The sequence below is a fragment of the Streptomyces sp. MNU76 genome, assembly GCF_020982545.1.
GTDB lineage: Bacteria > Actinomycetota > Actinomycetes > Streptomycetales > Streptomycetaceae > Streptomyces.
The window spans coordinates 123,833-145,199 of record NZ_JAJKLK010000029.1 but is presented as its reverse complement, the minus strand read 5'-3'; the positions used below and the strand labels follow the sequence as shown (position 1 = coordinate 145,199).

Below are 21,367 nucleotides of genomic sequence, written 5' to 3'. Positions count from 1 at the left end.
CCGCCCTCCAGCGTCGCGGACCCGCGCCCCGCCCGCACGTCGGCCGCGGGCGGGTCGACGGGCCCGGTCCGGCCGGGGCCCGGGCATGACGGGAGCCGGGGGCCGCCCACTTCTTGCGGGCCCGAATCGCACGGTGCGCGGCTCTGCTCCGCTTCCCCGTGTCCCGTTGTGGCCCTCGGCTCACTTCCATGGCACCGCCGCGCCCACCGGGGTCGAAGGGCCGGAAGGCCCTCCGCGCCGGGGCCGACCGGCCTCCGCCCGGCGTGCCGGCGGGTCCTGCCCGCGGAGCGTGGAGCCGGACGCCCGGTCGGGGGGCCGTCCCACCCGGTCACGTCAGTCCTGGTCCGGCTCCCCGTAGGGACGGCGGAAGACCGGGGCCTGGTCCGCTCCCCAGGGGCGTACGGCGGCGAGCCCACGGGAGACGGCGGACTCCAGCGGGCCGCTGGTGTCGACCGTGACGGCGTCCGGCCAGGGCGGCTCCCGGGCCGCGAGCGCCGTGGCGACGCCGAAGTCGGCGTCGGACGGCCCGGGGGAACGCGTGTTCAAGCGAGCCGCGGAGACCTCTCCCGGTACCCGACAGTGCAGGGCCACGAGATCGGCGTGGGTGTCCTCGGCCACCCGCCGCGCCTGCGCGCGCAGCTCCCTGGTGGACCAGGTGGCGTCCAGGACGACGGGTTCGCCGCGCGACAACAGGGCCGCAGCGCGGTCGAGGAGGGCCGCGTAGGTCCTGGTCGTCCACTCCTGGGTGTACAGCCCTTCCCCGTATGCGGCCGGCGCGGGCGTGTCCGGGGAGATACCCGCCAGCTCCTTGCGGAGGCGGTCACTGCTGAGCAGGGTGACGCCCAGCCGGTCGGCCAGCGCGCCGGAGAGGGTGGACTTCCCGCTGCCGGGCAGCCCTCCGACGAGGGTCAGGCCGACGGCGGAGGTACGCAGGTGACGCAGCGTGGTCGAGAGCAGTCGTCGCGACGCCGACCGGGCCCCCGGGGCTCCCTGGCCCGCCTGGATGAGGGACACCTTGGCCCTCACGAACGCGCGATAGGCGACGTAGTGGTGCCACAGGGACGGCGGCGCGGGGTCACCGGAGTATTCGCTGTACCGGGCGAGAAAGCGGGCCGCCGCCTCCGGCACGCCGAGCTGTTCCAGGTCCATGGCGAGGAAGGCGGCGTCGTCGAGCCCGTCGACGTAGCGCAGGTGGTCGTCGAACTCCAGGCAGTCCAGGACCCGGGGGCCGTCGTCGAGGCAGAAGATGTCCTCGGCCAGCAGGTCGCCGTGGCCGTCCACCACCCGCCGCTGCTCGATTCGGGAGTCGAACAACGCCTGGCGGCCGGCGAGGTAGCGGCGCACCAGCCGTTCGGCCTCGTGCACTCCGTCGAGTTCGGATGCGTCCACGGTCGTCGCGCGGACCTGCTCGAAGCTCGCCTCCCAGCGTGACGCCAGCGCGTCCCTGGTGCCCTGTTCGTCGACGTCGCGGCCGTGGGGCGCCGCCGCGTGCCAGGCGGAGAGGCGCCGGGCCACGGCACGCAGGACCTCGTCGACGTCCGCACCGGCTCGCACCAGTGCGGACAGACGGCGGTCCGCCGGCATACGGCGCATCACCACGAGGGGTTCGGGCGTCTCAGCGCCGGGGCTGACGACTTCGCCGACGCCCAGGTAGACATCCGGCGCGAAACGGCGGTTGAGCGCCACTTCGCGTGTGCAGGCCGTCCGACGGGCCGACGGTTCCGTGTAGTCCAGAAATCCCAGATCGACCGCCTTCTTGACCTTGTACGCGCGATCACCGGCGAAGAACACGATCGCGGTGTGCGTCTCGGCCACCTCCGCGCGCGGCGAGCGCTCCCCCGGGGTGCCCGCCTCATTCATGAGGGACGACGGCGACGGGGCAGCGTCCGTGATGGATGGCCGCGTGCGCCACGTGATCCAGATGGTGCGTGGCACCGTGGTGGTGCACACGTCGTCCGACGACCAGCAGCGCGGCACCCTCCGCGGCGTGCACGACGGCCCTGGCGGGGCTCGTGAGACGGATGGTGTCCTCCACCTCCACCTGCGGGTACTTCTCGCGCCAGGGCCGCAGAGCCTTGCTCAGCTCCTCCTGTGCCTCCCGGGTCAGCTCCTCGCCGACGCCGTGGTCCACTCCCCAGGGCATCCGCGCGTGGAACGGCACGCTGCGGCCGCGGACGGCGAGCAGGGGAACGCCCCGGGCCGCCGCGCTGTGGAACGCGAAGTCGAGCAGTTCGTCGCAGGATCCGCGTGGTTCCATCGCCACGACGACCTTGTCGGCCGAGGTGGTGCGTGGCCGCTCCTCGGTCGGCTCCGCGCGGACCAGGACCACCGGCCGAGCGGCCCGCGCCACGACCGGCATGCTGACATCGCCCATGAAGTAGCTCTCGGCGGATGCCAGTCCCCGGGACCCCAGCACCAGCATCTCGGACTCCGCGGCGGCGCGGATCAGAGCCTCCTGGGCGTCGTCGGCGACGAGACTGCCGACGACGGACAGACCCGGATGGCGTCCGCTCAGCTCCGCCTGCGCGGTGTGGACCAGGCGCTTCGCCCAGTAGTTCTGATCGACTTCGGAGGGGACGTGGGTCGGTTCCGGTGCCAGCAACGGCCACGCGTGCAGCAGCCGAAGGGTGAGCTTGCGATTCTCGGCCTCGTCGGCGGCCCAACGGGCGGCGGCCAGGCTCGCGGGTGAACCGTCCAGGCCCACGGTGACGACTGGTTCCATGGCGGCGGTCTCCGTCTCTTGCGAAGCTGGATACGTCGGCGGCCGACGGCGAAGGAGTCCGCCGGCTCCTGCACCCGGATCTCGTCGACCGGCCGGGCGGTGCTGCGTTTCCCTCCTTCGAGGAGTACCTCAATCCCCCCGACCTCGCATGTGGACCGAGGGCGGGAAGTGAGCAAGGGCTCGGATTCCCTGCGGTCGGGCCGCACGGTCGGGCTCCTCCGGGCCCAAATGCTCCACGGCAGGGACATTCGGCCCTATTGCCGGAGCCCGCCCACGTCCGAAGGTGGGACCAGCACCCGGGGGGAGCGACCAGCGAGCCGCTGGAGGCCGACCCATGAGCGCACCAGGAACGCCGTACACACCGGACCCGTCCTCCCCGCGCGGCGAGCACCGGCCCGGGGGCGCGAACCCGCTGAGGCGTCCGTCCGACCGGTTCGAGACCTGGCTCCGGCGCCTTCTGCTGGTCGTGCTCCTCCTGGGGCTGCCGGTGGCCGCCTACGGCGCGGGGACGACGGTGTACGAGTCGTCGATGGAGACCGTACGGGCCCAGACCGCGGAACGGCACGAGATCACCGCCCGGCTGACGGAGGATCTCGACGGTGACAACGACGCGTCGAAGCAGCTGGCGCGGGTCCGCTGGACCGACGAGGACGGCGACGTACGCACCGGGAACGCCCTGGTGAAGGCGGGGACCGACAAGGGCGCGTCCGTGCGTGTGTGGCTGGACCGCGACGGGAACCTCACCTCGCCGCCCATGAACACGCTCAACGCGAAGAGTTCCGGCTGGCTGGCCGGCGGCATGGCGGCGTTCGGCGTGGCCTTCGGCTGCTACGCGGTCTGGTCGGGCACGCGTCTGCTGCTGGACCGCGCGAGGTACGCGCGGTGGGCCGCCGAGTGGGACCGGGTGGAGCCGCTGTGGTCGGCCCGCTTCCGCGGCTGACGCACTCGGATCGGACGCGGGCCGCGCGAGCGGGAGGAGGCAGCCGGAATGTCGGACGCGACGACCACCGACCTGTACGAGGTGACGATGGCCATGTCCTACCTGCGGGAGGGGATGACCGCCCCGGCGACGTTCAGTCTCTTCGTCCGTGCCCTGCCCCCGGAGCGCGGCTTCCTGGTCACGGCCGGACTGGAATCGGCGCTGGACCACCTGAGCGGATTCCATGTCGGCCCCGAGGACGTCGACGCCTTCGCCGCCGCGCTGCACCGGCCACGCCGGGATCTGGAACCCCTGCTCGGCCTGGAGTTCACCGGGCGGGTACGGGCGGTGCCGGAGGGGCGGGTCGTGCTCGCCGGTGAGCCCCTGCTGGAGGTGACGGCACCCCTGCCCGAGGCACAGCTGGTGGAGACGTACCTGCTGAATCAGCTCACCCATCAGACGGCCGTCGCCTCGAAGGCCGCACGGTGTGCGCTCGCGGCGGCCGGCCGACCGCTGGTGGACTTCTCCCTGCGCCGCACGCACGGTCCGCAGGCGGGGTTCCAGGCCGCCCGGCTCGGAGCGCTGGCGGGATTCGCCGGGACCAGCAATGTGGCGGCGGCCACGGCGCTCGGCATTCCCGCCGTCGGGACGATGGCCCACTCCTACGTGGAGGCGTTCGCCTCGGAGGAGGACGCTTTCCGCGCGTTCGCCCGCGCCCACCCGGGCCCGGTGACCCTGCTGGTGGACACCTACGACACCGAGGAGGGCGTCCGTGCGGCGGCGCGCGTCCTGTGCGACCTGGACCTCGCGGCCCGCGGACCCGGCTCCGCCGTACGGCTGGACAGCGGCGACCTCGGGGACCTCGCGGTGCGGGCCCGGTCCGTCCTCGACCACGCGGGCCTGCCGGGGGTGCGGATCGTCGTCAGCGGCGGTCTCGACGAGTACGCCGTCGACGACCTGGTGCGCTCCGGAGCACCGATCGACACCTACGCCGTCGGCACCCGCGTGGGGGTGGCGGCGGACGCGCCGTATCTGGACTCGGCGTACAAAATGGTGGAGTACGACGGCCGCCCGGTGATGAAGCTGTCGTCGGCCAAGGTGACGGCCCCGGGTGCCAAACAGGTGTTCCGCCGCCGCGGCTGCGCCGATGTGATCGGCCTCGCCGACGAGGAGCCACCGGACGATGCCGTGGCGTTGCTGGAGACGGTGATGCGGAACGGACGGCGCACGCGAAGGCCGTCCACGCTCGACGAGTGCCGGGCGAGATGCGCGGACGGCATGGCGGAACTGCCGTCGTCGGCCCGGCGGATCAGAGCACCGGTGGCACCCCGTGCCGCTCCCTCGGAGCGGCTGACCGCGCTCACCGCGCAGGTCCGGCACCGCGTCGAGACCATGGGCGGGGCGCATCGGCCCGTGCCGGGATGAGGAGGAAGACGATGACGCACGTCTCGGAATGGAAGGTTCGCCTCCATCTGTTCGAGGACGACGATGGAACGACCAAGGCCCGTCTGGTGCTGGACACCGGCGCCACGCAGATCGTCGGCCGCGGCTCGGCGCACAGACATCCCGCGGACGCCGATGTGCCGGAGATCGGTGACGAACTGGCTGCGGGCCGGGCGATGAACAACCTCGCCCGGCAGCTGATCAGGGCCGCCGAGCGTGACATCGAGGGCGTGGGAGCCGCGCGGCCCAGCAGCACGCAGGCCCAGGCCGTCGGGTGGTCCCTGTGAAGGCCGGACGGCCCCTGTGATGCCACGACGGGGCACGAAGCCCGAAGGAGCGCGGAAGCCGAGGAGGAAACAGCCATGACACATCCCGCACGACACTCCACCAGCGCGTCGCCGGGCGCTCTGCGCGAGTTGGACGACCTGCGCGCACGGGTGGACCAGTTGATGCACGCCGCCTTCGTCGGTGGCGGATGGCCCACGTCCGGCGGTTCCGAACCGTGGGCGCCGGCGGCCGACATCGAGGACGCCGAGGACGCCTACCTGGTCGAACTGGAACTGCCCGGCATGGACAAGGAGCAGATCACCGTCGAGGTCTCCGAGGGTGAACTCGATGTCCACGGTGAGGTCCGGCAGAAGGAGCGCACGGGCGCGGTCCGCAGGCACACCCGGCGTATCGGCCAGTTCGACTACCGCACGACCCTGCCACCGAACGCCGACGCCGAGCACATCAGCGCCGAGCTGAACAACGGCGTGCTCACGGTGCGGGTCCCCAAGACCGAGAAGGGCAAGGCCCGGCGGGTCGAGATCACCGGCTGAGCCCCGTCATGCGGGCCAGAGGGCCGAGGGTGGCCTCCGTCGGCCCGACCTCGCCGCCACGAGCCCCGGTTCGTGCCACGGCACAGGACGACTCTGAGAAGTGGGGCGACATGCAAGCTCATCTCGGCGACCAGCTCGTCATCGAAAGCACGACGTCCGGCGCTCCCCGGCGGGACGGGGAGATCGTCGGACTCCACCACGAGGACGGAACACCGCCCTACGACGTGCGCTGGTCGGACACGAACGAGGTGACGCTCGTGTTCCCCGGCCCCGACGCCCACGTCAACCATCTCGAGTCCGCATCGTCCTCGACGGCCCCCCGCGCGGCGCACGACGGACCCGCCGACGCCGAAGGGGCACCGTCGTCGGACGCCGTCGGTCCCGGTGACATCGGCCGACGCGTGCGCACGGAACGACAGCGGCGGGGACTCAGCCGCGAGGAGACGGCCCGACGCGCACGGATGTCGCCCGGCTACCTGGCGTATCTGGAGGAGTATCCCGCCGACCCGACCAGGGCGGCCCTCATCAGCCTGGCCGACGCGCTGGGTACCACCGCCACCGCTCTGCGCGGAGGGGGCGTCGATCTGCCGCCCGGCCTGGGGCAGGCACTGCCGCATCCGCGGCTGAGCGACCTCGACGTGGACGAATGCCGCAGGCTGCTGTCCACGCACGGCGTGGGACGCGTCGCGGTGACGGCCCCCGACGGCCGCCCGGCGGTCGTCCCGGTCAACTACGAGGTCGTCGGCGACACCATCGCCTTCCGGACCGCCCCCGAGTCGCTGCTCGCGGCGGCCGTCGGAACGGAGGTCGCCTTCGAGGTCGATCACGTGGACGAGCCGCTGAGCCAGGGCTGGAGCGTGCTCGCCGTCGGCCCCGCGAGCGTCGTCACGGAAGCCGGCGCCGTACGCCGCCTCACCGAGCGGGCGCACACGACGCCCTGGTCGGGCGGCGCTCGCGACATGTGGGTGTCCATCCGGGCCGAGAGCCTGACCGGTCGACGGATCACGCCGTCGGAGGAGTGAGGTGGCGCCCCGGTCTGCGGCCGCCGGTCAGCCCTCGTCCGCCGGGCCGGGGGCGGCGTTCACGTCGCCGAGCCGGGCGTGCACGTCCACCACGCCCTCCACGGCGCGGACCAGCCGCTCGGCGACCCAGCCCAGCGCGGGATCCCGGACACCACCGCGCAGGGTGACGACCCCGTCGTACACGGACACATGGATCGTGTGGCTGAGTGCGGGGAAGAGGTAGGCCACCACCGTGCGGCGCACTTCCTCCTCGATGTCCTCGTCCGACCGCAGGAAGACCTTCAACAGGTCACCACGGCTGACGACGCCGAGCAGCCGTCCCTCGTCGTCGATCACCGGCAGGCGCTTGACCCCGTTGACGGCCATGATCCGGGCCGCCTGCCCCAGCGTGACGTCCGGCGCCACCACGATCGCGGGCGCGCTCATGACCTCTTCCGCGGTCACCGCCCCCGCCTTGGCGAGGTCGGACATCCGCCGGAGCTGCTCGGCTCGGGTGAGGTCGCGGTCCCGGAACTCCTCCTTGGGCAGCAGGTCGGCCTCGGAGACCACACCGACGACCCGGCCGTCCCCCTCCACCACCGGCACGGCACTGACCTGCCGGTCCGTCATGGCCCGCACGACGTCCTTGAAGGGTGTGTCGCGCCGGACGGCCACCGCCGGGAGGGTCATCACGTCACTGACGATGTGGGGGGTGTCGGGCATGGCCACGGTTCCCTTGGGAGCGGAGGAACGAGATCACTTGTGGTCAGGTGACCCGGGACGGATGTCGACCGCACGTCTCCAGCATCAACAGGCCGTGGGCCCGCGCAACCCGGACCGCTCGCCGACCGGTCCGTGTCGCGACGGTCCTCGGGTGGTGCGACGGTGTTTCCGAGGGGTCTCGACAGCAGACGAACGGGAAGGCGGAGATGGTGAGGGAACTCCCGCTGGTCGCGGGCGTAGACGGATCTGAGTCCAGCCTGCTGGCGGTCGACTGGGCGGCGGACGCGGCCGCCCGGCACGGACTGCCCCTGCGCCTGGTGCACGCCTCCCGCTGGGAACGTTACGAACGGGCCGTGCCGTCCTTCTCCACCGGTCGTCCCGCCGGGGACGTGTTCGCGGAGCACATCGTCGCTTCCTGCGCGGAGCGTGCGAGGCTCCGCGCCCCCGGGGTGAAGGTGTCGGGCGAGGCGGTGCCCGACGACGCCGTACCGGCCCTGCTGCGGGCGGCCACCGAGGCGTCCGCCCTGGTCGTGGGAGAGCGCGGACGAGGTGAGTTCTCCGGGCTGCTGCTCGGCTCGGTGAGTCTGGCGGTGGCGGCACGCGCCGTGTGCCCGGTCGTCGTGGTCCGTGGCGCGGAGCCCCGTCCCGGGGAGTCCCCCGGGACGGTCGTGGTGGGCGTCGGCGACGACCCCGAACACATGGGCGCCGTACGGTTCGCCGTCCGTGAGGCCGAGTTGCGCGGCTGTGCCCTGACCGCCGTACGGGCGTGGCGCAGTCCGGCCCATGAGCGTATGGACAGTCCTCTGCCCGCGGACCGCACCGATCAGGGGTACCGGGAGAGGGCCTCGGCCGACCTCGACGAGGCGCTGCGCGAAGCCGTACGGGAACACCCCGGCGTCGAGATCCGACGCCACCCGGTCGAGGGTCCCGCACACCGCGTCCTCCTGGACGCCTCGGTGGACGCCGGCCTCGTGGTCGTCGGAGCCGTGCGCCGTCAGGGGCATTTCGGTCTCCAGCTCGGCCGGGTGGCCCACACCCTGCTGCATCACTGCGCGTGTCCGGTGGCCGTGGTCCCGCAGCGGGTTTGAGGGGCGCGGGCGGGCCCCGGTCATCGTGAGCCGGCAAGGGGCCGTGGCCCCAGCACAAGCTGATGGCGCTGCCGGACGCCGGAGCACCGTGACTTCGCCGCCCGCCACGTCATCGTGGACGGCATCGCCGTAGGCCTGGTCACCGGACTGGTCGGCGCCGGCGGCGGATTTCTCGTCGTCCCCGCCCTCGCCCTGCTCGGCGGGCTGCCGATGGGTGTCGCCGTCGGCACCTCACTGCTCGTCATCACCGTGAAGTCCTTCGCGGGCCTCGCCGGGTACCTCGCCGTCGTGCACATCGACTGGGGATTCGCGGCGCTGGTCACCTCGGTCGCCGTCGTCGGCGGTCTCCTCGGCGGACGGCTCGCCGGACGCATCCCGCAGGAGACGCTGCGCAAGTCCTTCGGCTGGTTCGTCGCCGTCATGGGCGCCCTCGTCCTCGGCCTGCAGATCCCCCCCGGCCTGCGCCAGACGCTGCTCACCAGCCCCTGGACCTGGTCGGCCGTGGCAGCGGCGGCCGTCGCGCTCGGAGTGCGGCACCTGTTGCGCGGCACCGTACCCCGACCGGTCCACGGCGCCGACGGGCGGTCCCCGGCCGAGGGTGAGCGAGCGGTTCCGCGGCCCCCGCGCGAGCCCTCCGTCGACCGCGTAGGTTCGACGGCGTCACTGGGCGACGCGTAGCGGCGTGCCACACCCGGCCGTCGCCGTGTCACGGATCCCCCACTCGACGCGCGGAGCGTCGCAGGACGACGGGACCCCACCGCCGTGCCGGCGCCCGGAACAGAACCGTCTCGTCCGACGCTGCAACTGCATATCCGTGGCGGTGCCCACGCCGTGGCCGGTTCTCTCCGGATCCCTCGGACGACGCGACAGAGGAGCGTGACGACAATGGCGATCACCGAACACGAACGGCCGCTCCAGAGCGGGGGCGGTTCCCTCGTGACCACCTGCGGACGGCGGATGTCCGTGCGGTGTCTGCGGCTCGCCCCCGCGGACCGGCCCATCGGCCGAGTCACGCTGGACGTGGGTCGGGACCGGGGCGGCGAACCGGGCGTATGGGCGGCCCTGACCGCCGACGAGGCACGCGAGTTGGCCCGGCTGCTCCTCCAGCACGCCGACCTCGCCGAGCGGGGCACCGAGCCCGCTCCTGACACACGACCGCCCGCCCCCTGATCGGGCGCCACGGCGACGGGGCCGACCGCCGGCCGAGCAGGTCCCCTGCCGACCGGCGTAGTCCAGCCGGATGCCGTCGCCGAGACGTACCCTCCGCTCGTCCAGGCCGAGCGGAACACCGTCGAACGCCAGGACCACCCGATGACCACGACTCGATATGCCCCTGGGTGACGCGCTGAGGTGCCGGACACCGAGGGCGGGCAGGAGTTGAGTCAACGGTCGATCAGCCGTGGACGCGGGGCCTCACCCGTGGATTCCACGTCGGTGTCGTCGGTGCCGACCGGGCCGCGGGGAAGCATCCGGTCCAGCCACTTCGGCAGCCACCAGTTGGTCCGGCCGAGGAGTGTCATGGTCGCCGGTACCAGCACCATGCGTACGACCGTGGCGTCGATGAAGATCGCGGTGGCCAGGCCGAGCCCGAACATCTTGGTGGAGGGGTCCTCGGCGATGGCGAAGGACAGGAAGACGGCCACCATGATGAGGGCGGCCGAGGTGATGATCCGGGCGGTGCCCGAGACGCCCTCGACGATCGCCGTGCCGTTGTCGCCGGTGCGCAGGTACTCCTCGCGTACGCGGGAGAGGAGGAACACCTCGTAGTCCATCGACAGGCCGAACAGGATGGCGAAGAGGAACATCGGGATGAACGACACGATCGGAACCGTCGCTTCCAGCCCGATGAGTGCGCCTCCCCAGCCCCACTGGAAGACCGCGACCATGACGCCGTAGGCCGCGCCGATGCTCAGCAGATTCAGCAGTACCGCCTTGAGCGGTACGAGTACCGAGCGGAAGACCAGCATCAGCAGCAGGAACGACATCGCCAGCACGGCGGCGACGAACACCGGCAGGCGCTCGCTGGTGCGTCGGCCCACATCGGACAGGCTCGCGGCGGCGCCGCCGACGTGGGCCCTGGCCGGGCCGTGCCCGATCGCCGTGGGCAGCACGTCGGTGCGCAGCCGGGCGATGGTGTCGGCCGTGGCCTTGTCCTGAGGGCTGGTGGTCGGGAACACCACGAGGGTCGCGATGCCGGTGGCCCGATCGATGTGCGTCGGCGCGACGGACGCGATGCCCGGATCCGCCGCGACCGCCCCGACGAGTCGGTCCAGCACTCCCGGATCACCGGCGGGGTCCGCGGCGATGACGAGCGGGCCGTTGGTGCCCGGGCCGAACCCCTCGGCGACGAGGTCGTAGGCGCGGCGCTCGGTACGGCTGTGGGGCAGTGAGCCGTCGTCGGGCAGGCCCACGCGCAGGCCGAGCACGGGCAGCGTCGCGGTCAGCAGCAACCCTGCCGCGCCGACCGCGTACAGCGCCGGGTGCCGGCTGACGTGCCCGATCCAGCGCCGCCACCCGGCGGCGGGGGCGGCGCCCGCCGCCGGGTCCTGCCGCCGTGCCGCTCGGCCCAGCTTCCTGGTCCGCAGAGCCCGGCCGATCCGGCCGGCCCGGGCCAGGCGTGGGCCGGCCGCGCCGAGGAAGGCCGGCAGCAGCGTCACCGACGCGGCCACCATGATCAGGACGACGAGCGAGACGGCGAGCCCGCCCACCGTCATGAACGGTACGTTCGCGACCGCCAGGCCGAGGATCGATACGACGACGATGCCGCCGGCGAAGACCACCGGCCGCCCCGCCGTGGCCACCGCTCGTCCCGCCGCCTCGTGCGGATCGAGCCCGCGCGCGAGGTACTCCCGGTGCCTGGCGAGCACGAACAGCGCGTAGTCGATGCCCACTCCGAGCCCGACCATGCTGCCCAGGACCGGTGCGAAGGTGGGGACGTCCGTCACCCCCGCCAGTACCGTCATCGTGGCGACCCCGACGGTCAGCCCGAAGACCGCCATGCCGATCGGCAGCGCGGCGGCGACGAGCGAACCGAACGCCAGGAACAGGATCGCCGCCGCGGCGAGGATGCCGATCAGCTCGCTCACGCCGCCATCGGCGTCGGAGAAGGCGTAGAAGAGGCTCCCGCCCATCTCGATGCGCAGGGGCAGTTCGGCGCGCAGCCGGTCGCCGAGTTCGACGAGGGCGTCGAGGTCTTCGGCCGACAGCCGGCTCTGGTCGGGGTACTGCACCCGGACGACCGCGATCCGCCCGTCGGCCGAGACGAGGCCGCCGCGCACGGCGGTGTCCCCGCCCGCGTCGAGCGCCCCCGCCGGGTCGCTCGTGCCGAGCACGTGCGGCAGCCGTTTCACCTCGGTCCGCAGCCGCGTGAGAGCGGTGCGCGCGCCGTCGTGGTCGAAGAACGTCGCAGCGCCGTCGAGGGGGGTGACGACCACTTGGGCGGTCATCCCCTCCTGGCCGGTGCCGGCCCGCTCGATCAGTTCCGCGGCCCGCTGGGAGTCCAGTCCCGGAGCGGTCATCGAGTCCGCGTTCCGCCCGCCGAAGGCGACGGCGGCGAGGACGGCGAGCGTGGTGGCGACCAGCCATGCCGCGATCACCCGCCAGGGATGGCGGGCGGCGCTTGCGCCCAGGCGCAACAGGGCTTTCGAGAGCATCGGGTCCTCCAACCACGTCGTCGGCCGTCCTTGTGCGGCCGCCGATGCCGAGGTTGGTCGCCGCGGCGTTCCGCGGCATCGGCCCGCGGGCCGCGGATCCGTCGGCCCCGGGGCGGAGTGACAACCCGTCCTTTCGGCCGATGCGCGGCACGCCGTGGTCCCTAGGCTGAGAACCGTGCTCCGAGACGACCTGCGAACCCTGTGGACCGAACCCCGGCCGCCCGACGTGCCCGCCCGGGTGCGGTGGGACTGGGCGCTGCTCGCCGTGGGCCTTGCCGGTGTGGTGCTGGAGGCCACCCTGCGCGAGAACGTCGTGTGGCGGCCGGTGGCGGCGGTGTTCGCCGTAGGGCTGTGCCTGCTGCTCCTGTGGCGCCGGACCCGCCCGCTGGCGATGGTCACGCTGGCGTTCGGCTCGGTGCTGCTGCTCCAGGTGGCCTCGCTCGTCGCCGCACTGCGCGAGCCCGTCGGCCTGGACACCGGCGCTGTCGTGCTCGTGCTGGTGTACGCGCTGCTCCGGTGGGGATCGGGACGCGAGATCGTGCTGGGCGGCGCGGTGATTCTCGGGGTCGGCGCGCTGTGTGTCGTCATGTACGAGGCCCCGGTCGTCGAAAGGGTCGTGGGCTTCGTCTTCCTGCTGCTGCCCGGCGTGGTCGGGGCTGACGTGCGGTTCTGGGTGACCGCTCGCGAGCGGCAGTTGGAGCAGGTGCGCTCCCGCGAGCGCGAGCGGCTCGCCCGGGAACTGCACGACACGGTGGCCCACCATGTGTCGGCCATGGTGATCATCGCCCAGGCGGGCCGGGTGCTCGCGGGCACCGCCCCGTCCGCCGCCGTCGAGGCGCTGGAGAGGGTCGAGGAGGAAGGGGCACGCACGCTGGAGGAAATGCGCGCCATGGTCGCCGCGCTGCGCGACCGTGGGGTCGGGGCCGAGCTGGCGCCCCCTGCCGGAGTCGCGGATCTGGAGCGCCTGGTGCGCACCCCGGGTGGTCGCCTCAGGGTCGACCTGGGGCTCGACGGCGAACTGGACGCGCTGCCCCCGGCCGTGGACGCGGCCGTCTACCGGATCGTGCAGGAGTCGGTGACCAACGCGCTGCGCCATGCGGTCGACGCGACCGAGCTCGTCGTCCGGGTCGCCGCGGAACGGCACACGGTACGGGTGAGCGTGCGCGACGACGGCCGGCGCACCGGCCGAGGTCGCGACGGATACGGACTTACCGGACTGCGCGAGCGCGCGGTCCTGCTCGGCGGCACACTGCGAGCCGGCCCGGGTACCGACCGGGGCTGGCATGTCGAAGCCGAACTGCCGAGAGCGAGGAGCGAGAGCGGTGTCCATTCGCGTCCTCGTCGCTGACGACCAGGCGATCATCCGCACCGGGTTGCGGATCATGCTGAACGCCCAGCCCGGAATCGAGGTGGTCGGCGAGGCCGCCGACGGGCGGGAGGCGGTACGTCAGGCCCGCGAACTACGCCCGGACGTCTGCCTGTTCGACATCCGCATGCCCGTACTCGACGGGCTCGAGGCCACCCGGCTGGTCGCCGGCCCGGGCGTCGCCGACCCGCTGGCCGTGGTCGTCATCACCACGTTCGACCTCGACGAGTACGTCTACGGTTCACTCCGTGCCGGCGCCCGCGGATTCCTCCTCAAGGACACGGGACCGGACCTTCTGGCACAGGCCGTTCGGTCGGCGTCCGACGGTGAGGCGCTCATCGCACCCAGCGTCACCGTCCGTCTGCTCCAGGCGTTCGCGGACCTGCCCGCCGGCCGGCCCGCGGCCCAGCCGGTCTCCCCCGTCACCGCCCGCGAGGAGCAGGTGCTCCTGGCCGTCGCTCGCGGGCTGACCAACACCGAGATCGCCGATGCGCTGCACATCAGCCTCAGCACGGTGAAGACACATCTGGCCAGCCTGATGGCCAAACTCGGTGCCCGCAACCGGGTCGAGATCGCGATGTGGGCCTACGAAACGCGCCGTATCCTCCCCGGAACCTGAGCCGGGTGCCGGGCCATGTCGCACGAGTCCCCACCAGGACATCGGTGCACCGGTCGGCTCACGCCGGCTCCACGTGCCTCACCCGCCCGATGATCACGACTCGATACGCGCCCCGGTCGCCCGCGGGGGTTCGACTGGCACGGACGCGACCGCACGAGGTGCGCCGGCTGCGTGAGGCCGAACGGCACGAACAACAGGGATGACGATGCGTGCGCCCATGTCTCCACCGTCGTGCGGGAGATGACCTCGCCGGGCGCCCTCACCCCGGAGTCCCACTGACGCCTCGCACGCATCCTGATAAAATACCCGGCAGGGTATATCACCCGCGGAGGCGGGCACGAGGGTCGGCCGGTCCGCCCACGCCGACGGCCACCGCTCCCCCCGCCCCCGCGGTCGATCGAATCCCCGAGCGGTGGACACGAGCGAGAAGGGCCCGGCCATGACCGCGAGCACACCCCAGAGCCTCGGCCGGCAACGGCGGAGGGACATCCCGGGCCGCGCGACCGCCCGCCGGACGGCCGGGGCCATCGAGGAGCCGGAGTCATGAACCGGCCCGCGGCCGCCGCCCCACCCACGCTGCTGGATCGCGTCCGCCGCGGCCTCATCGGCGACGACGAGGTCCTGGAGGGCCCCTACGGACCGAAGCGGATCGTCTACGCCGACTACACGGCGTCCGGCCGCTCGCTCGACTTCATCGAGGACTTCGTGCGCGAGCAGGTGCTGCCGCGCTACGGCAACACCCACACGGAGAGTTCCAGCACCGGGGCGCAGACCACCCGGCTGCGCGAGGGCCCGCCGGATCATCCACGAGGCGGTCGGCGGCACCGAGGACGATCTCGTCGTCTTCTGCGGCTCCGGTGCCACCGCGGCGGTCAACAAGCTGGTCGGCATCATGGAGTTGCGGCGTCCGGACCGCCCCCTGCGGGCCCGGCGGCCCGTGGTGTTCGTCGGACCGTACGAACACCACTCCAACGAACTGCCGTGGCGCGAGTCCGTCGCCGACGTGGTGGTGATCGACGAGGATCCCGACGGTCACATCGACCTCGCCCGGCTCGAAGCGGAACTGCGGCGCCACGCCGACCGCCCGCTGCTCATCGGCAGCTTCTCCGCCGCCTCCAACGTCACCGGCATCCTCACCGACACCGACCGCATCGCGCGCCTGTTGCACGCCCACGGCGCGCTGTCCTTCTGGGACTACGCGGCGGCGGGGCCGTACATCCCGATCCGGATGGCCGAAAGCACCCCCGGCGCCGGGGACCACAAGGACGCGCTGTTCCTGTCCCCGCACAAGTTCGTCGGCGGTCCGCAGACCCCGGGCGTCCTCGTCGTGCGGCGGGAACTCGTGCGCAACCAGGTGCCCACCGTGCCCGGCGGCGGCACGGTCTCCTTCGTCGATCCGCTCGCCCATCGCTACCTCGACGACCCTGTGGCCCGCGAGGAGGGCGGCACCCCGGCGATCATCGAGTCCATCCGGGCCGGACTGGTCTTCGCCCTCAAACAGGCCGTCGGGGCGGACGCCGTCCAGGCCGCCGAGGAGCGCCACTGTCGCCACGCGCTCGCGCACTGGGACCGCGCGCCCGGTATCGAGGTCCTCGGGAATCGTCACGCCCGCCGCCTGCCCATCGTCTCCTTCCGCATCAGGCACGGCGAGCTCGGCTATCTGCACCACAACTACGTCGTCGCCCTCCTCAACGACCTCTTCGGGATACAGGCCCGCGGCGGCTGCTCCTGCGCCGGCCCCTACGGACACAGACTGCTGGCCATCGACGCCGCCACCTCCCACGCACTGCTCGACGAGGTCGTGCACGGCTGCGAGGGCATCAAGCCCGGCTGGACACGCCTCAACTTCAACTACTTCATCAGCGACACCGTCCGCGACTACCTCGTCGACGCCGTGGGCCTGGTCGCCGCACAGGGGCACCGGCTCCTGCGGGACTACCGCTTCGACCCGCACACCGGACAGTGGCACCACCGCAGCGGCCCGACCGCGTCCCCGCTGCGGCTGACCGACCTGCGCTTCGACGCCGACGGGCCGATCGTCGCCCCGGCCCCCCGGCACCGCCGACTGGGCGAGGAAGCGCTGGCCGGACAACTCGAAGACGCCCGTGCAGTGCTGGCGGCCCAGCCCGCCCCCGTCGACGACGGTCCCACCGGACTGCCGGCCGGCTTCGAGCACATGCGCTGGTTCCCGCTGCCGCCCGTCTGCCTGGAACAAAGCCGCGCCGGCACCGGTTGAAGCAGGCGGCCGGATGCCCCCGGGGTATCCGTCGGCGTGTGAACCACTGCTGGTCGACACCCACCCGAATCGGGACGTAGGGTACCCCCAGGGGTATTACGCAAGGAGTGATCGTGAACTTGGAGCTCGAGGGTGCGGACCTGCGGACCGTCCTGAACCGGCTGCGCCGCGCGCAGGGCCAGATCTCCGGCGTGATCCGGATGATCGAGGAGGGACGGGACTGCGAGGACGTCATCACTCAACTCGCGGCCGCCTCCCGCGCGCTGGACCGGGCCGGTTTCGCGATCATCGCGACGGGCCTCCAGCAGTGCGTGACCGACATCGAGTCGGGCCGCCGCGACGGCGAGGCCACCGAGCAGACGCGCGCCCGCCTCGAGAAGCTCTTCCTGTCCCTGGCCTGAGCACCCTCGCCACCGGCCGGCTTGCGCGGCGGGGTGGCCCCGTCCGCACGCACGGGTCCACCCCCGGACGGCACTCCCGGCGCGCGGGCCACTCATGCATCGGACCACTCCGCACCCCCGGACACCGGAAACGGGGTGAGGCGCCCTGCCCCGCCCGGGGCGGCGGCGCCACGCGCGCCGCACCCCGGGCGACCCCGCACAGCCGACAGCCCACTCGGCCGCCCGCCGCACGTGCCCGGCACCCGCCCGGCGACACGGCTCACGCAGGTCGACCGCCCTCTCCCCACCGTCACCCTCCCCCACCGTCGCGCATCGCTCCTCACGCATGTGCGACCGCGGGCGCGCATCGTTCTCGGCAGCTGTACGCCCGGGAGTACCCTGGGTACCCCAGGGGGTATTTCCCGACCGGGCGAGACGACCGAAGGGCAGACCATCGCCATGCGCTACGACCGCACCGTGAACCTCGACGTCGACTTCACCACCGCCGTCGGCCTGGTGCGCGACGCCCTCGCCGAGCAGGGCTTCGGCATCCTCACCGAGATCGACGTCACGGCCACTCTGAAGGCCAAGCTGGACCACGACATGGAGGACTACGTCATCCTGGGCGCCTGCAATCCCTCCCTCGCCCACCGGGCCCTGGACACCGACCGCTCCATCGGCCTGCTGCTGCCCTGCAACGTCGTGGTCCGCCGCGACGGCGACCACACCGCCGTACAGGTCCTCGATCCGAACACCATGGTCGCCCTGACCGAACTCGATGCCCTCCGTCCCGTCGCCGAGGAAGCCACCCGCCGCCTCGACGCCGCCCTGGCCTCGCTCGGGAAGGGAGACGCCGGAAGCTGACACCGCGAGACCCGCGGACACCGCGCGTGGCTCACCCGTGGGGGACGACGGCCACCGGGCAGGTCACCCGATGGACGGCGGCGTGGGTGACCGGTCCGATGCGCGGGAACGTCGGCCGGTCCGTCAGGCGGTGGCCCACGACGAGGAGGCTCGCCGCCGAGGCGGCACGGACCAGCGTGGTCGCGGCCCTGCCCTCGGCCACGGTCTCCAGCGCGGTCGTCCCGGGGTACTTGTCCCGCCACGTCTGCAGCACCGCGGACATGAACCCCTGCCACTCCTGCCCCTGGAGCACCTCGTCCACCAGGCCCACGTCCCCGGGTCCCAGAGAGATCGCGGACGGGGTCTGCCAAGCGTGCACGACCCGCAGACGGGCGTGGCGCAGCCGAGCCGCCTCGAACGCGAACTCGATCACCTCGTCGCACGGATCGTTGAGGTCGAGGCCCAGCACCACGTCCCCGTGGCCGGTGAGGGCCGACGCGCCGCCGTCCGCCCCGGGCGGACGCTCGCCCGCGGCCTGTTCCTCGGCCCGTACGAGGACGACGGGGCGGGTGGCCTTCGCGACCACGCCCAGGGCGACGGAACCGACCAGGAAGCCCGTGAAACCGCTCAGTCCTCGCGAGCCCAGCACGAGCAGCTCGGCCTGCTCCGCGGCCCTCAGCAAGGCCGTGGTGGCCGGGCCCTCGGCCTGCTCGTCGGTCAGGCGCACCGTGGGGCACCCGGCACGGACCCGATCCTCCGCCTGGCGCAGGATCCGTCGACCCAGGTACCGCTGAACGGCGTGCTCGCCCTCGCCCTCCGAGGAGCGGGGTTGCCAGTTCCAGGCGTGTACTAGACGAAGGGCGCGCCCCCGGAGGGCGGCCTCGCGCGCCGCCCACTCCGCGGCGGCCAGGCTCTGCACCGATCCGTCCACACCGGCGACCACTGGCGGAAGCATGATGTGTCCCTCCCCTATTCGATCCACTCGCCCATTCGATTCACTCGTCCCGGTCGGCTCGCGGTCGACTCGTCACCCTCAGCGTCGTGCCGTGTCGGGTTCCGTGGGCATGGGCCGCCAGGTCTGCGTGCGGGGCCGACCGGCCCAAGCCCGCCGGGCCCCGGGCTGGGCGAGACTCCGGGCCGGCCGTCGGCGTCGCCGACCGACCCCCGGTGTCAGTCGGCCGCTCGCCGGTCCGTCGGCCGATCGCCGGTGTCGAGGGACGAGCGGCCCCGCTCGGGTACCCGTTCAGCCCCTGGGAACGGGGCCCCGACCCGCCGAGGCTGGAAGCGAGGAGCCGACCCGGGACGGGCGCCGCCGCCGGACGACGGCGGGGCCCGTCCGCTCCAGGGTTCCTCTCTGCCCGGAGAAGGCCCGGGGCCGCAGCAGGAGGAGATCATGATCCCGTTCATTCTGATCGGCGCGGCGGTGCTCGGTGCCTGCCTGGTCTTCGGTTACAGCTCGCTCGTCGTCGGCTTCGTCCTGATGGCGTTCGGCTTCCTCGGGCTCATCGCCTTCCTGGGCACCCCCGGTGTCGTCCGGCGGCCCGGTGAACGCGAGGTGGTCCTGGAGGAGCGCCACTACATCGGCGAACACGACGACCATCGCCACTACCGGCAGTGATCAGCGCAGTGCCGGGGGGACCGAGAACAGCTGGGAAAGGACCCGAGAACCATGACATCGGAAACAGCCCCGCCGAGTGTGCGCCCCCTCCAGCCGGTCCGGCTGACCGCGACCTGTGATCCGCAGCTGTCCCGCTGGCTGTGGCTCGTGAAGTGGCTGCTCGCGCTGCCCCACTACGTCGTCCTGGCCCTCCTGTGGGTGGCGTTCGTCGTGGTGGGCATCGTGGCGTTCTTCGCGATCCTCTTCACCGGCCGCTATCCACGCCCCCTGTTCGACTTCAGCACCGGAGTGCTGCGCTGGAGCTGGCGGGTGGCCTTCTACACGTACGGCGCCCTGGGCACCGACCGCTACCCGCCCTTCACCCTCGCCGAGGTGCCGGACTACCCGGCACACCTGGACGTGGCGTATCCCGAGCAGTTGTCCCGCGGGCTGGTCCTGGTGAAGTGGTGGCTGTTGGCCATCCCCCACTACCTGGTGCTGGGCATCATCGGGGGTGGCATCCACGTCACCTGGACCTCGGGTGGGCTCATCGCGCTCCTGACGTTCTTCGCCGGGGTCGCCCTGCTGTTCACCGGTGTCTATCCGCGCGGCATCTTCGATCTGGTGATCGGCCTGGACCGGTGGGTGCTGCGGGTCGCCGCCTACACGTCGCTGCTCACGGACGTCTACCCGCCGTTCCGTCTCGACCAGGGCGGCAGTGAGCCGGGGACGCGCCCATGACGACCGGGCCGGTCCGTCGTCCCGGCCGTCGGCCGCATCGGGCCGGCGGCCGGGACGAGGAAGACCAACCCAGGGCAACGGGCCGTTCAGCCCCTGCCGAGCGGCCGCGTCCCGACGGACGGTGAGGACCATGACGAGGGGCAGCCGGATCGCCGTCATCGGCGTCGGGAACGAGTTCCGCCGCGACGACGGCGTGGGCTGGGAGGTGATCGCCCGGCTGCGGAAGCGGGCGGGTGGCCCGCCTCTGCCGGCGGGCACCGTGCTCGCCACCTGTGACGGTGATCCGGCCAGGCTGATCGGTCTCTGGGAGGACGCGGGGCTCACCGTGGTGGTCGACGCGGCCCACGCGCATCCCGGGAGCCCCGGGCGCGTCCACCGCCTGGAACTCGACGGCGAGCGCCTGACACGGTCCACAGCGACCAGTTCGCACGGACTGGGCCTCGGTGAGGCCGTCGAGCTGGCCCGCGCCCTGGGGCGGCTGCCGGAGCGTCTGGTCGTCTACGCGGTGGAGGGTGCCGACGATTCCCTCGGCACCGGCCTCTCCCCCGCCGTCACCGCCGCGGTGGACCCCCTCGTGGACGCGGTCCGGGACGAGATCGCGCGGTATCGCGCCGCGCCGGTGGGGAGGCTGCCATGACCGTACGACCCGACGCGACGGAGGAAGCGGATCGAGAGGGCGGAAACCCCAGGCCCTCCCACCGCGGCCCCACCGCCCCCGTACCGCCCGCCCGTGGCGGGGCCGGCCGCACCGTGCGCCGCTTCCACGTGGACGGGATCGTCCAGGGGGTCGGTTTCCGGCCCTTCGTGTACCGCACCGCCTCGACACTCGGGCCGAGCGGCTGGGTGGCCGACGTCGACGGCCACGTGGAGGGCGAGGTCGCCGGAGAGCCCGGCGCCGTCGACGAGTTCGCGGCGCGGCTGCGGATCGACGCACCGGCACTCGCCCGGGTGCGCCACGTCCGGCTGACGCCCGGGCGGCTGGACGGGGAGCCGGTCACCCGGTTGGCGGCAGCATTCCGTCCGACGCTCGCGACCGTCACCGCCGACCTGGTCGCCCGCGTCGTGGCCGACGGCGCGCCGCGCACGGTGTGCCTGGGCGGCGGCTGTTTCGTCAACCGGCGGCTGCTCACCGAGACCCGGCGGCGGCTGCGGACGCTGGGGGTGCGGGTGGTGGTCGGTGGCGCCGTGCCGGTCGGGGACGGCGGCATCAGCTCC

The 21,367-nt window shown here is 72.9% G+C and carries 21 protein-coding genes and 1 pseudogene; 17 read left to right on the top strand and 5 right to left on the bottom strand.

The window, feature by feature from the left end; translation table 11 throughout:
• Window positions 1-333 precede the first annotated feature (333 nt).
• On the bottom strand, window positions 334-1,860 hold the full coding sequence (locus E4N62_RS42960; RefSeq protein WP_230223579.1) for a bifunctional aminoglycoside phosphotransferase/ATP-binding protein: 1,527 nt from the start codon (window positions 1,858-1,860) through the stop codon (window positions 334-336).
• On the bottom strand, window positions 1,853-2,722 hold the full coding sequence (locus E4N62_RS42955; RefSeq protein ID WP_230223577.1) for a universal stress protein: 870 nt from the start codon (window positions 2,720-2,722) through the stop codon (window positions 1,853-1,855). The genes E4N62_RS42960 and E4N62_RS42955 overlap by 8 nt, the downstream gene beginning before the upstream one ends.
• Before the next feature lie 334 nt (window positions 2,723-3,056).
• Between E4N62_RS42955 and E4N62_RS42950 the strand changes: the two genes are divergently transcribed.
• The 5 genes from E4N62_RS42950 to E4N62_RS42930 all read left to right on the top strand — a co-directional run bounded on the left by E4N62_RS42950 (window position 3,057) and on the right by E4N62_RS42930 (window position 6,927).
• Entirely contained in the window at window positions 3,057-3,662 is a 606-nt protein-coding gene (locus tag E4N62_RS42950) for a hypothetical protein (RefSeq protein WP_230223576.1), read from the top strand.
• Between the two features lie 48 nt (window positions 3,663-3,710).
• On the top strand, window positions 3,711-5,066 hold the full coding sequence (locus E4N62_RS42945) for a nicotinate phosphoribosyltransferase (protein WP_230223574.1): 1,356 nt from the start codon (window positions 3,711-3,713) through the stop codon (window positions 5,064-5,066).
• A gap of 11 nt (window positions 5,067-5,077) precedes the next feature.
• Complete coding sequence (locus E4N62_RS42940; RefSeq protein WP_230223572.1) at window positions 5,078-5,371, top strand: DUF1876 domain-containing protein; 294 nt, start codon at window positions 5,078-5,080, stop codon at window positions 5,369-5,371.
• A gap of 75 nt (window positions 5,372-5,446) precedes the next feature.
• Window positions 5,447-5,905, top strand: a complete 459-nt coding sequence (locus E4N62_RS42935) for an Hsp20/alpha crystallin family protein (RefSeq protein ID WP_230223570.1) — start codon at window positions 5,447-5,449, stop codon at window positions 5,903-5,905.
• Window positions 5,906-6,015: 110 nt separating this feature from the next.
• Window positions 6,016-6,927 carry a DUF1918 domain-containing protein gene (locus tag E4N62_RS42930; RefSeq protein WP_230223569.1) on the top strand — a complete coding sequence of 304 codons (912 nt, stop codon included), beginning with the start codon at window positions 6,016-6,018 and terminating at the stop codon, window positions 6,925-6,927.
• A gap of 27 nt (window positions 6,928-6,954) precedes the next feature.
• Here the strand turns inward: E4N62_RS42930 and E4N62_RS42925 are convergent, their stop codons facing one another.
• Window positions 6,955-7,629: a CBS domain-containing protein gene (locus E4N62_RS42925; RefSeq protein WP_230223568.1), complete on the bottom strand. Its 675-nt coding sequence runs from the start codon at window positions 7,627-7,629 to the stop codon at window positions 6,955-6,957.
• 206 nt (window positions 7,630-7,835) lie between these two features.
• On the opposite strand from E4N62_RS42925, the gene E4N62_RS42920 reads away from it, so the two are divergent.
• The 3 genes from E4N62_RS42920 to E4N62_RS42910 all read left to right on the top strand — a co-directional run bounded on the left by E4N62_RS42920 (window position 7,836) and on the right by E4N62_RS42910 (window position 9,887).
• On the top strand, window positions 7,836-8,717 hold the full coding sequence (locus E4N62_RS42920) for a universal stress protein (protein ID WP_230223567.1): 882 nt from the start codon (window positions 7,836-7,838) through the stop codon (window positions 8,715-8,717).
• 114 nt (window positions 8,718-8,831) lie between these two features.
• Window positions 8,832-9,395: a sulfite exporter TauE/SafE family protein gene (locus E4N62_RS42915; protein ID WP_374117229.1), complete on the top strand. Its 564-nt coding sequence runs from the start codon at window positions 8,832-8,834 to the stop codon at window positions 9,393-9,395.
• 207 nt (window positions 9,396-9,602) lie between these two features.
• On the top strand, window positions 9,603-9,887 hold the full coding sequence (locus tag E4N62_RS42910) for a hypothetical protein (protein ID WP_230223566.1): 285 nt from the start codon (window positions 9,603-9,605) through the stop codon (window positions 9,885-9,887).
• A 212-nt stretch (window positions 9,888-10,099) separates the two neighbouring features.
• On the opposite strand, the gene E4N62_RS42905 is transcribed toward E4N62_RS42910, so the two are convergent.
• The gene (locus E4N62_RS42905) at window positions 10,100-12,370 is read right to left on the bottom strand and encodes an MMPL family transporter (RefSeq protein ID WP_230223565.1); all 2,271 of its coding nucleotides are present in this window, start codon (window positions 12,368-12,370) and stop codon (window positions 10,100-10,102) included.
• 175 nt (window positions 12,371-12,545) lie between these two features.
• Here E4N62_RS42905 and E4N62_RS42900 point away from each other — a divergent pair, with 175 nt between their 5' ends.
• From E4N62_RS42900 to E4N62_RS42880, 5 genes are all read left to right on the top strand, one after another.
• Entirely contained in the window at window positions 12,546-13,718 is a 1,173-nt protein-coding gene (locus E4N62_RS42900; RefSeq protein WP_230223564.1) for a sensor histidine kinase, read from the top strand.
• Entirely contained in the window at window positions 13,693-14,355 is a 663-nt protein-coding gene (locus E4N62_RS42895; protein WP_230223563.1) for a response regulator transcription factor, read from the top strand. The genes E4N62_RS42900 and E4N62_RS42895 overlap by 26 nt, the downstream gene beginning before the upstream one ends.
• A gap of 583 nt (window positions 14,356-14,938) precedes the next feature.
• Window positions 14,939-16,591, top strand: a complete 1,653-nt coding sequence (locus tag E4N62_RS42890) for an aminotransferase class V-fold PLP-dependent enzyme (RefSeq protein WP_308186278.1) — start codon at window positions 14,939-14,941, stop codon at window positions 16,589-16,591.
• A 113-nt stretch (window positions 16,592-16,704) separates the two neighbouring features.
• On the top strand, window positions 16,705-16,992 hold the full coding sequence (locus tag E4N62_RS42885; protein ID WP_184903225.1) for a metal-sensitive transcriptional regulator: 288 nt from the start codon (window positions 16,705-16,707) through the stop codon (window positions 16,990-16,992).
• A 438-nt stretch (window positions 16,993-17,430) separates the two neighbouring features.
• Window positions 17,431-17,835, top strand: a complete 405-nt coding sequence (locus E4N62_RS42880) for a DUF302 domain-containing protein (protein WP_230223561.1) — start codon at window positions 17,431-17,433, stop codon at window positions 17,833-17,835.
• A 31-nt stretch (window positions 17,836-17,866) separates the two neighbouring features.
• Here E4N62_RS42880 and E4N62_RS42875 read toward each other — a convergent pair whose 3' ends face one another.
• Window positions 17,867-18,769, bottom strand: coding sequence for a universal stress protein (locus tag E4N62_RS42875; RefSeq protein WP_230223560.1), 903 nt, complete (start codon window positions 18,767-18,769; stop codon window positions 17,867-17,869).
• A 438-nt stretch (window positions 18,770-19,207) separates the two neighbouring features.
• Here E4N62_RS42875 and E4N62_RS42870 point away from each other — a divergent pair, with 438 nt between their 5' ends.
• The 4 genes and pseudogenes from E4N62_RS42870 to E4N62_RS48395 all read left to right on the top strand — a co-directional run.
• Window positions 19,208-19,432 (top strand): hypothetical protein, encoded by a 225-nt coding sequence (locus E4N62_RS42870; RefSeq protein WP_230223559.1) that lies wholly within the window; start codon window positions 19,208-19,210, stop codon window positions 19,430-19,432.
• A 51-nt stretch (window positions 19,433-19,483) separates the two neighbouring features.
• Window positions 19,484-20,152: a DUF4389 domain-containing protein gene (locus E4N62_RS42865; RefSeq protein ID WP_230223558.1), complete on the top strand. Its 669-nt coding sequence runs from the start codon at window positions 19,484-19,486 to the stop codon at window positions 20,150-20,152.
• 130 nt (window positions 20,153-20,282) lie between these two features.
• Window positions 20,283-20,789, top strand: coding sequence for a hydrogenase maturation protease (locus tag E4N62_RS42860; RefSeq protein WP_230223557.1), 507 nt, complete (start codon window positions 20,283-20,285; stop codon window positions 20,787-20,789).
• Window positions 20,786-21,358 (top strand): annotated as a pseudogene (locus E4N62_RS48395) (acylphosphatase); the annotation flags it as partial. The gene E4N62_RS42860 and the pseudogene E4N62_RS48395, both read left to right, overlap by 4 nt.
• Between the last annotated feature and the right edge of the window lie 9 nt (window positions 21,359-21,367).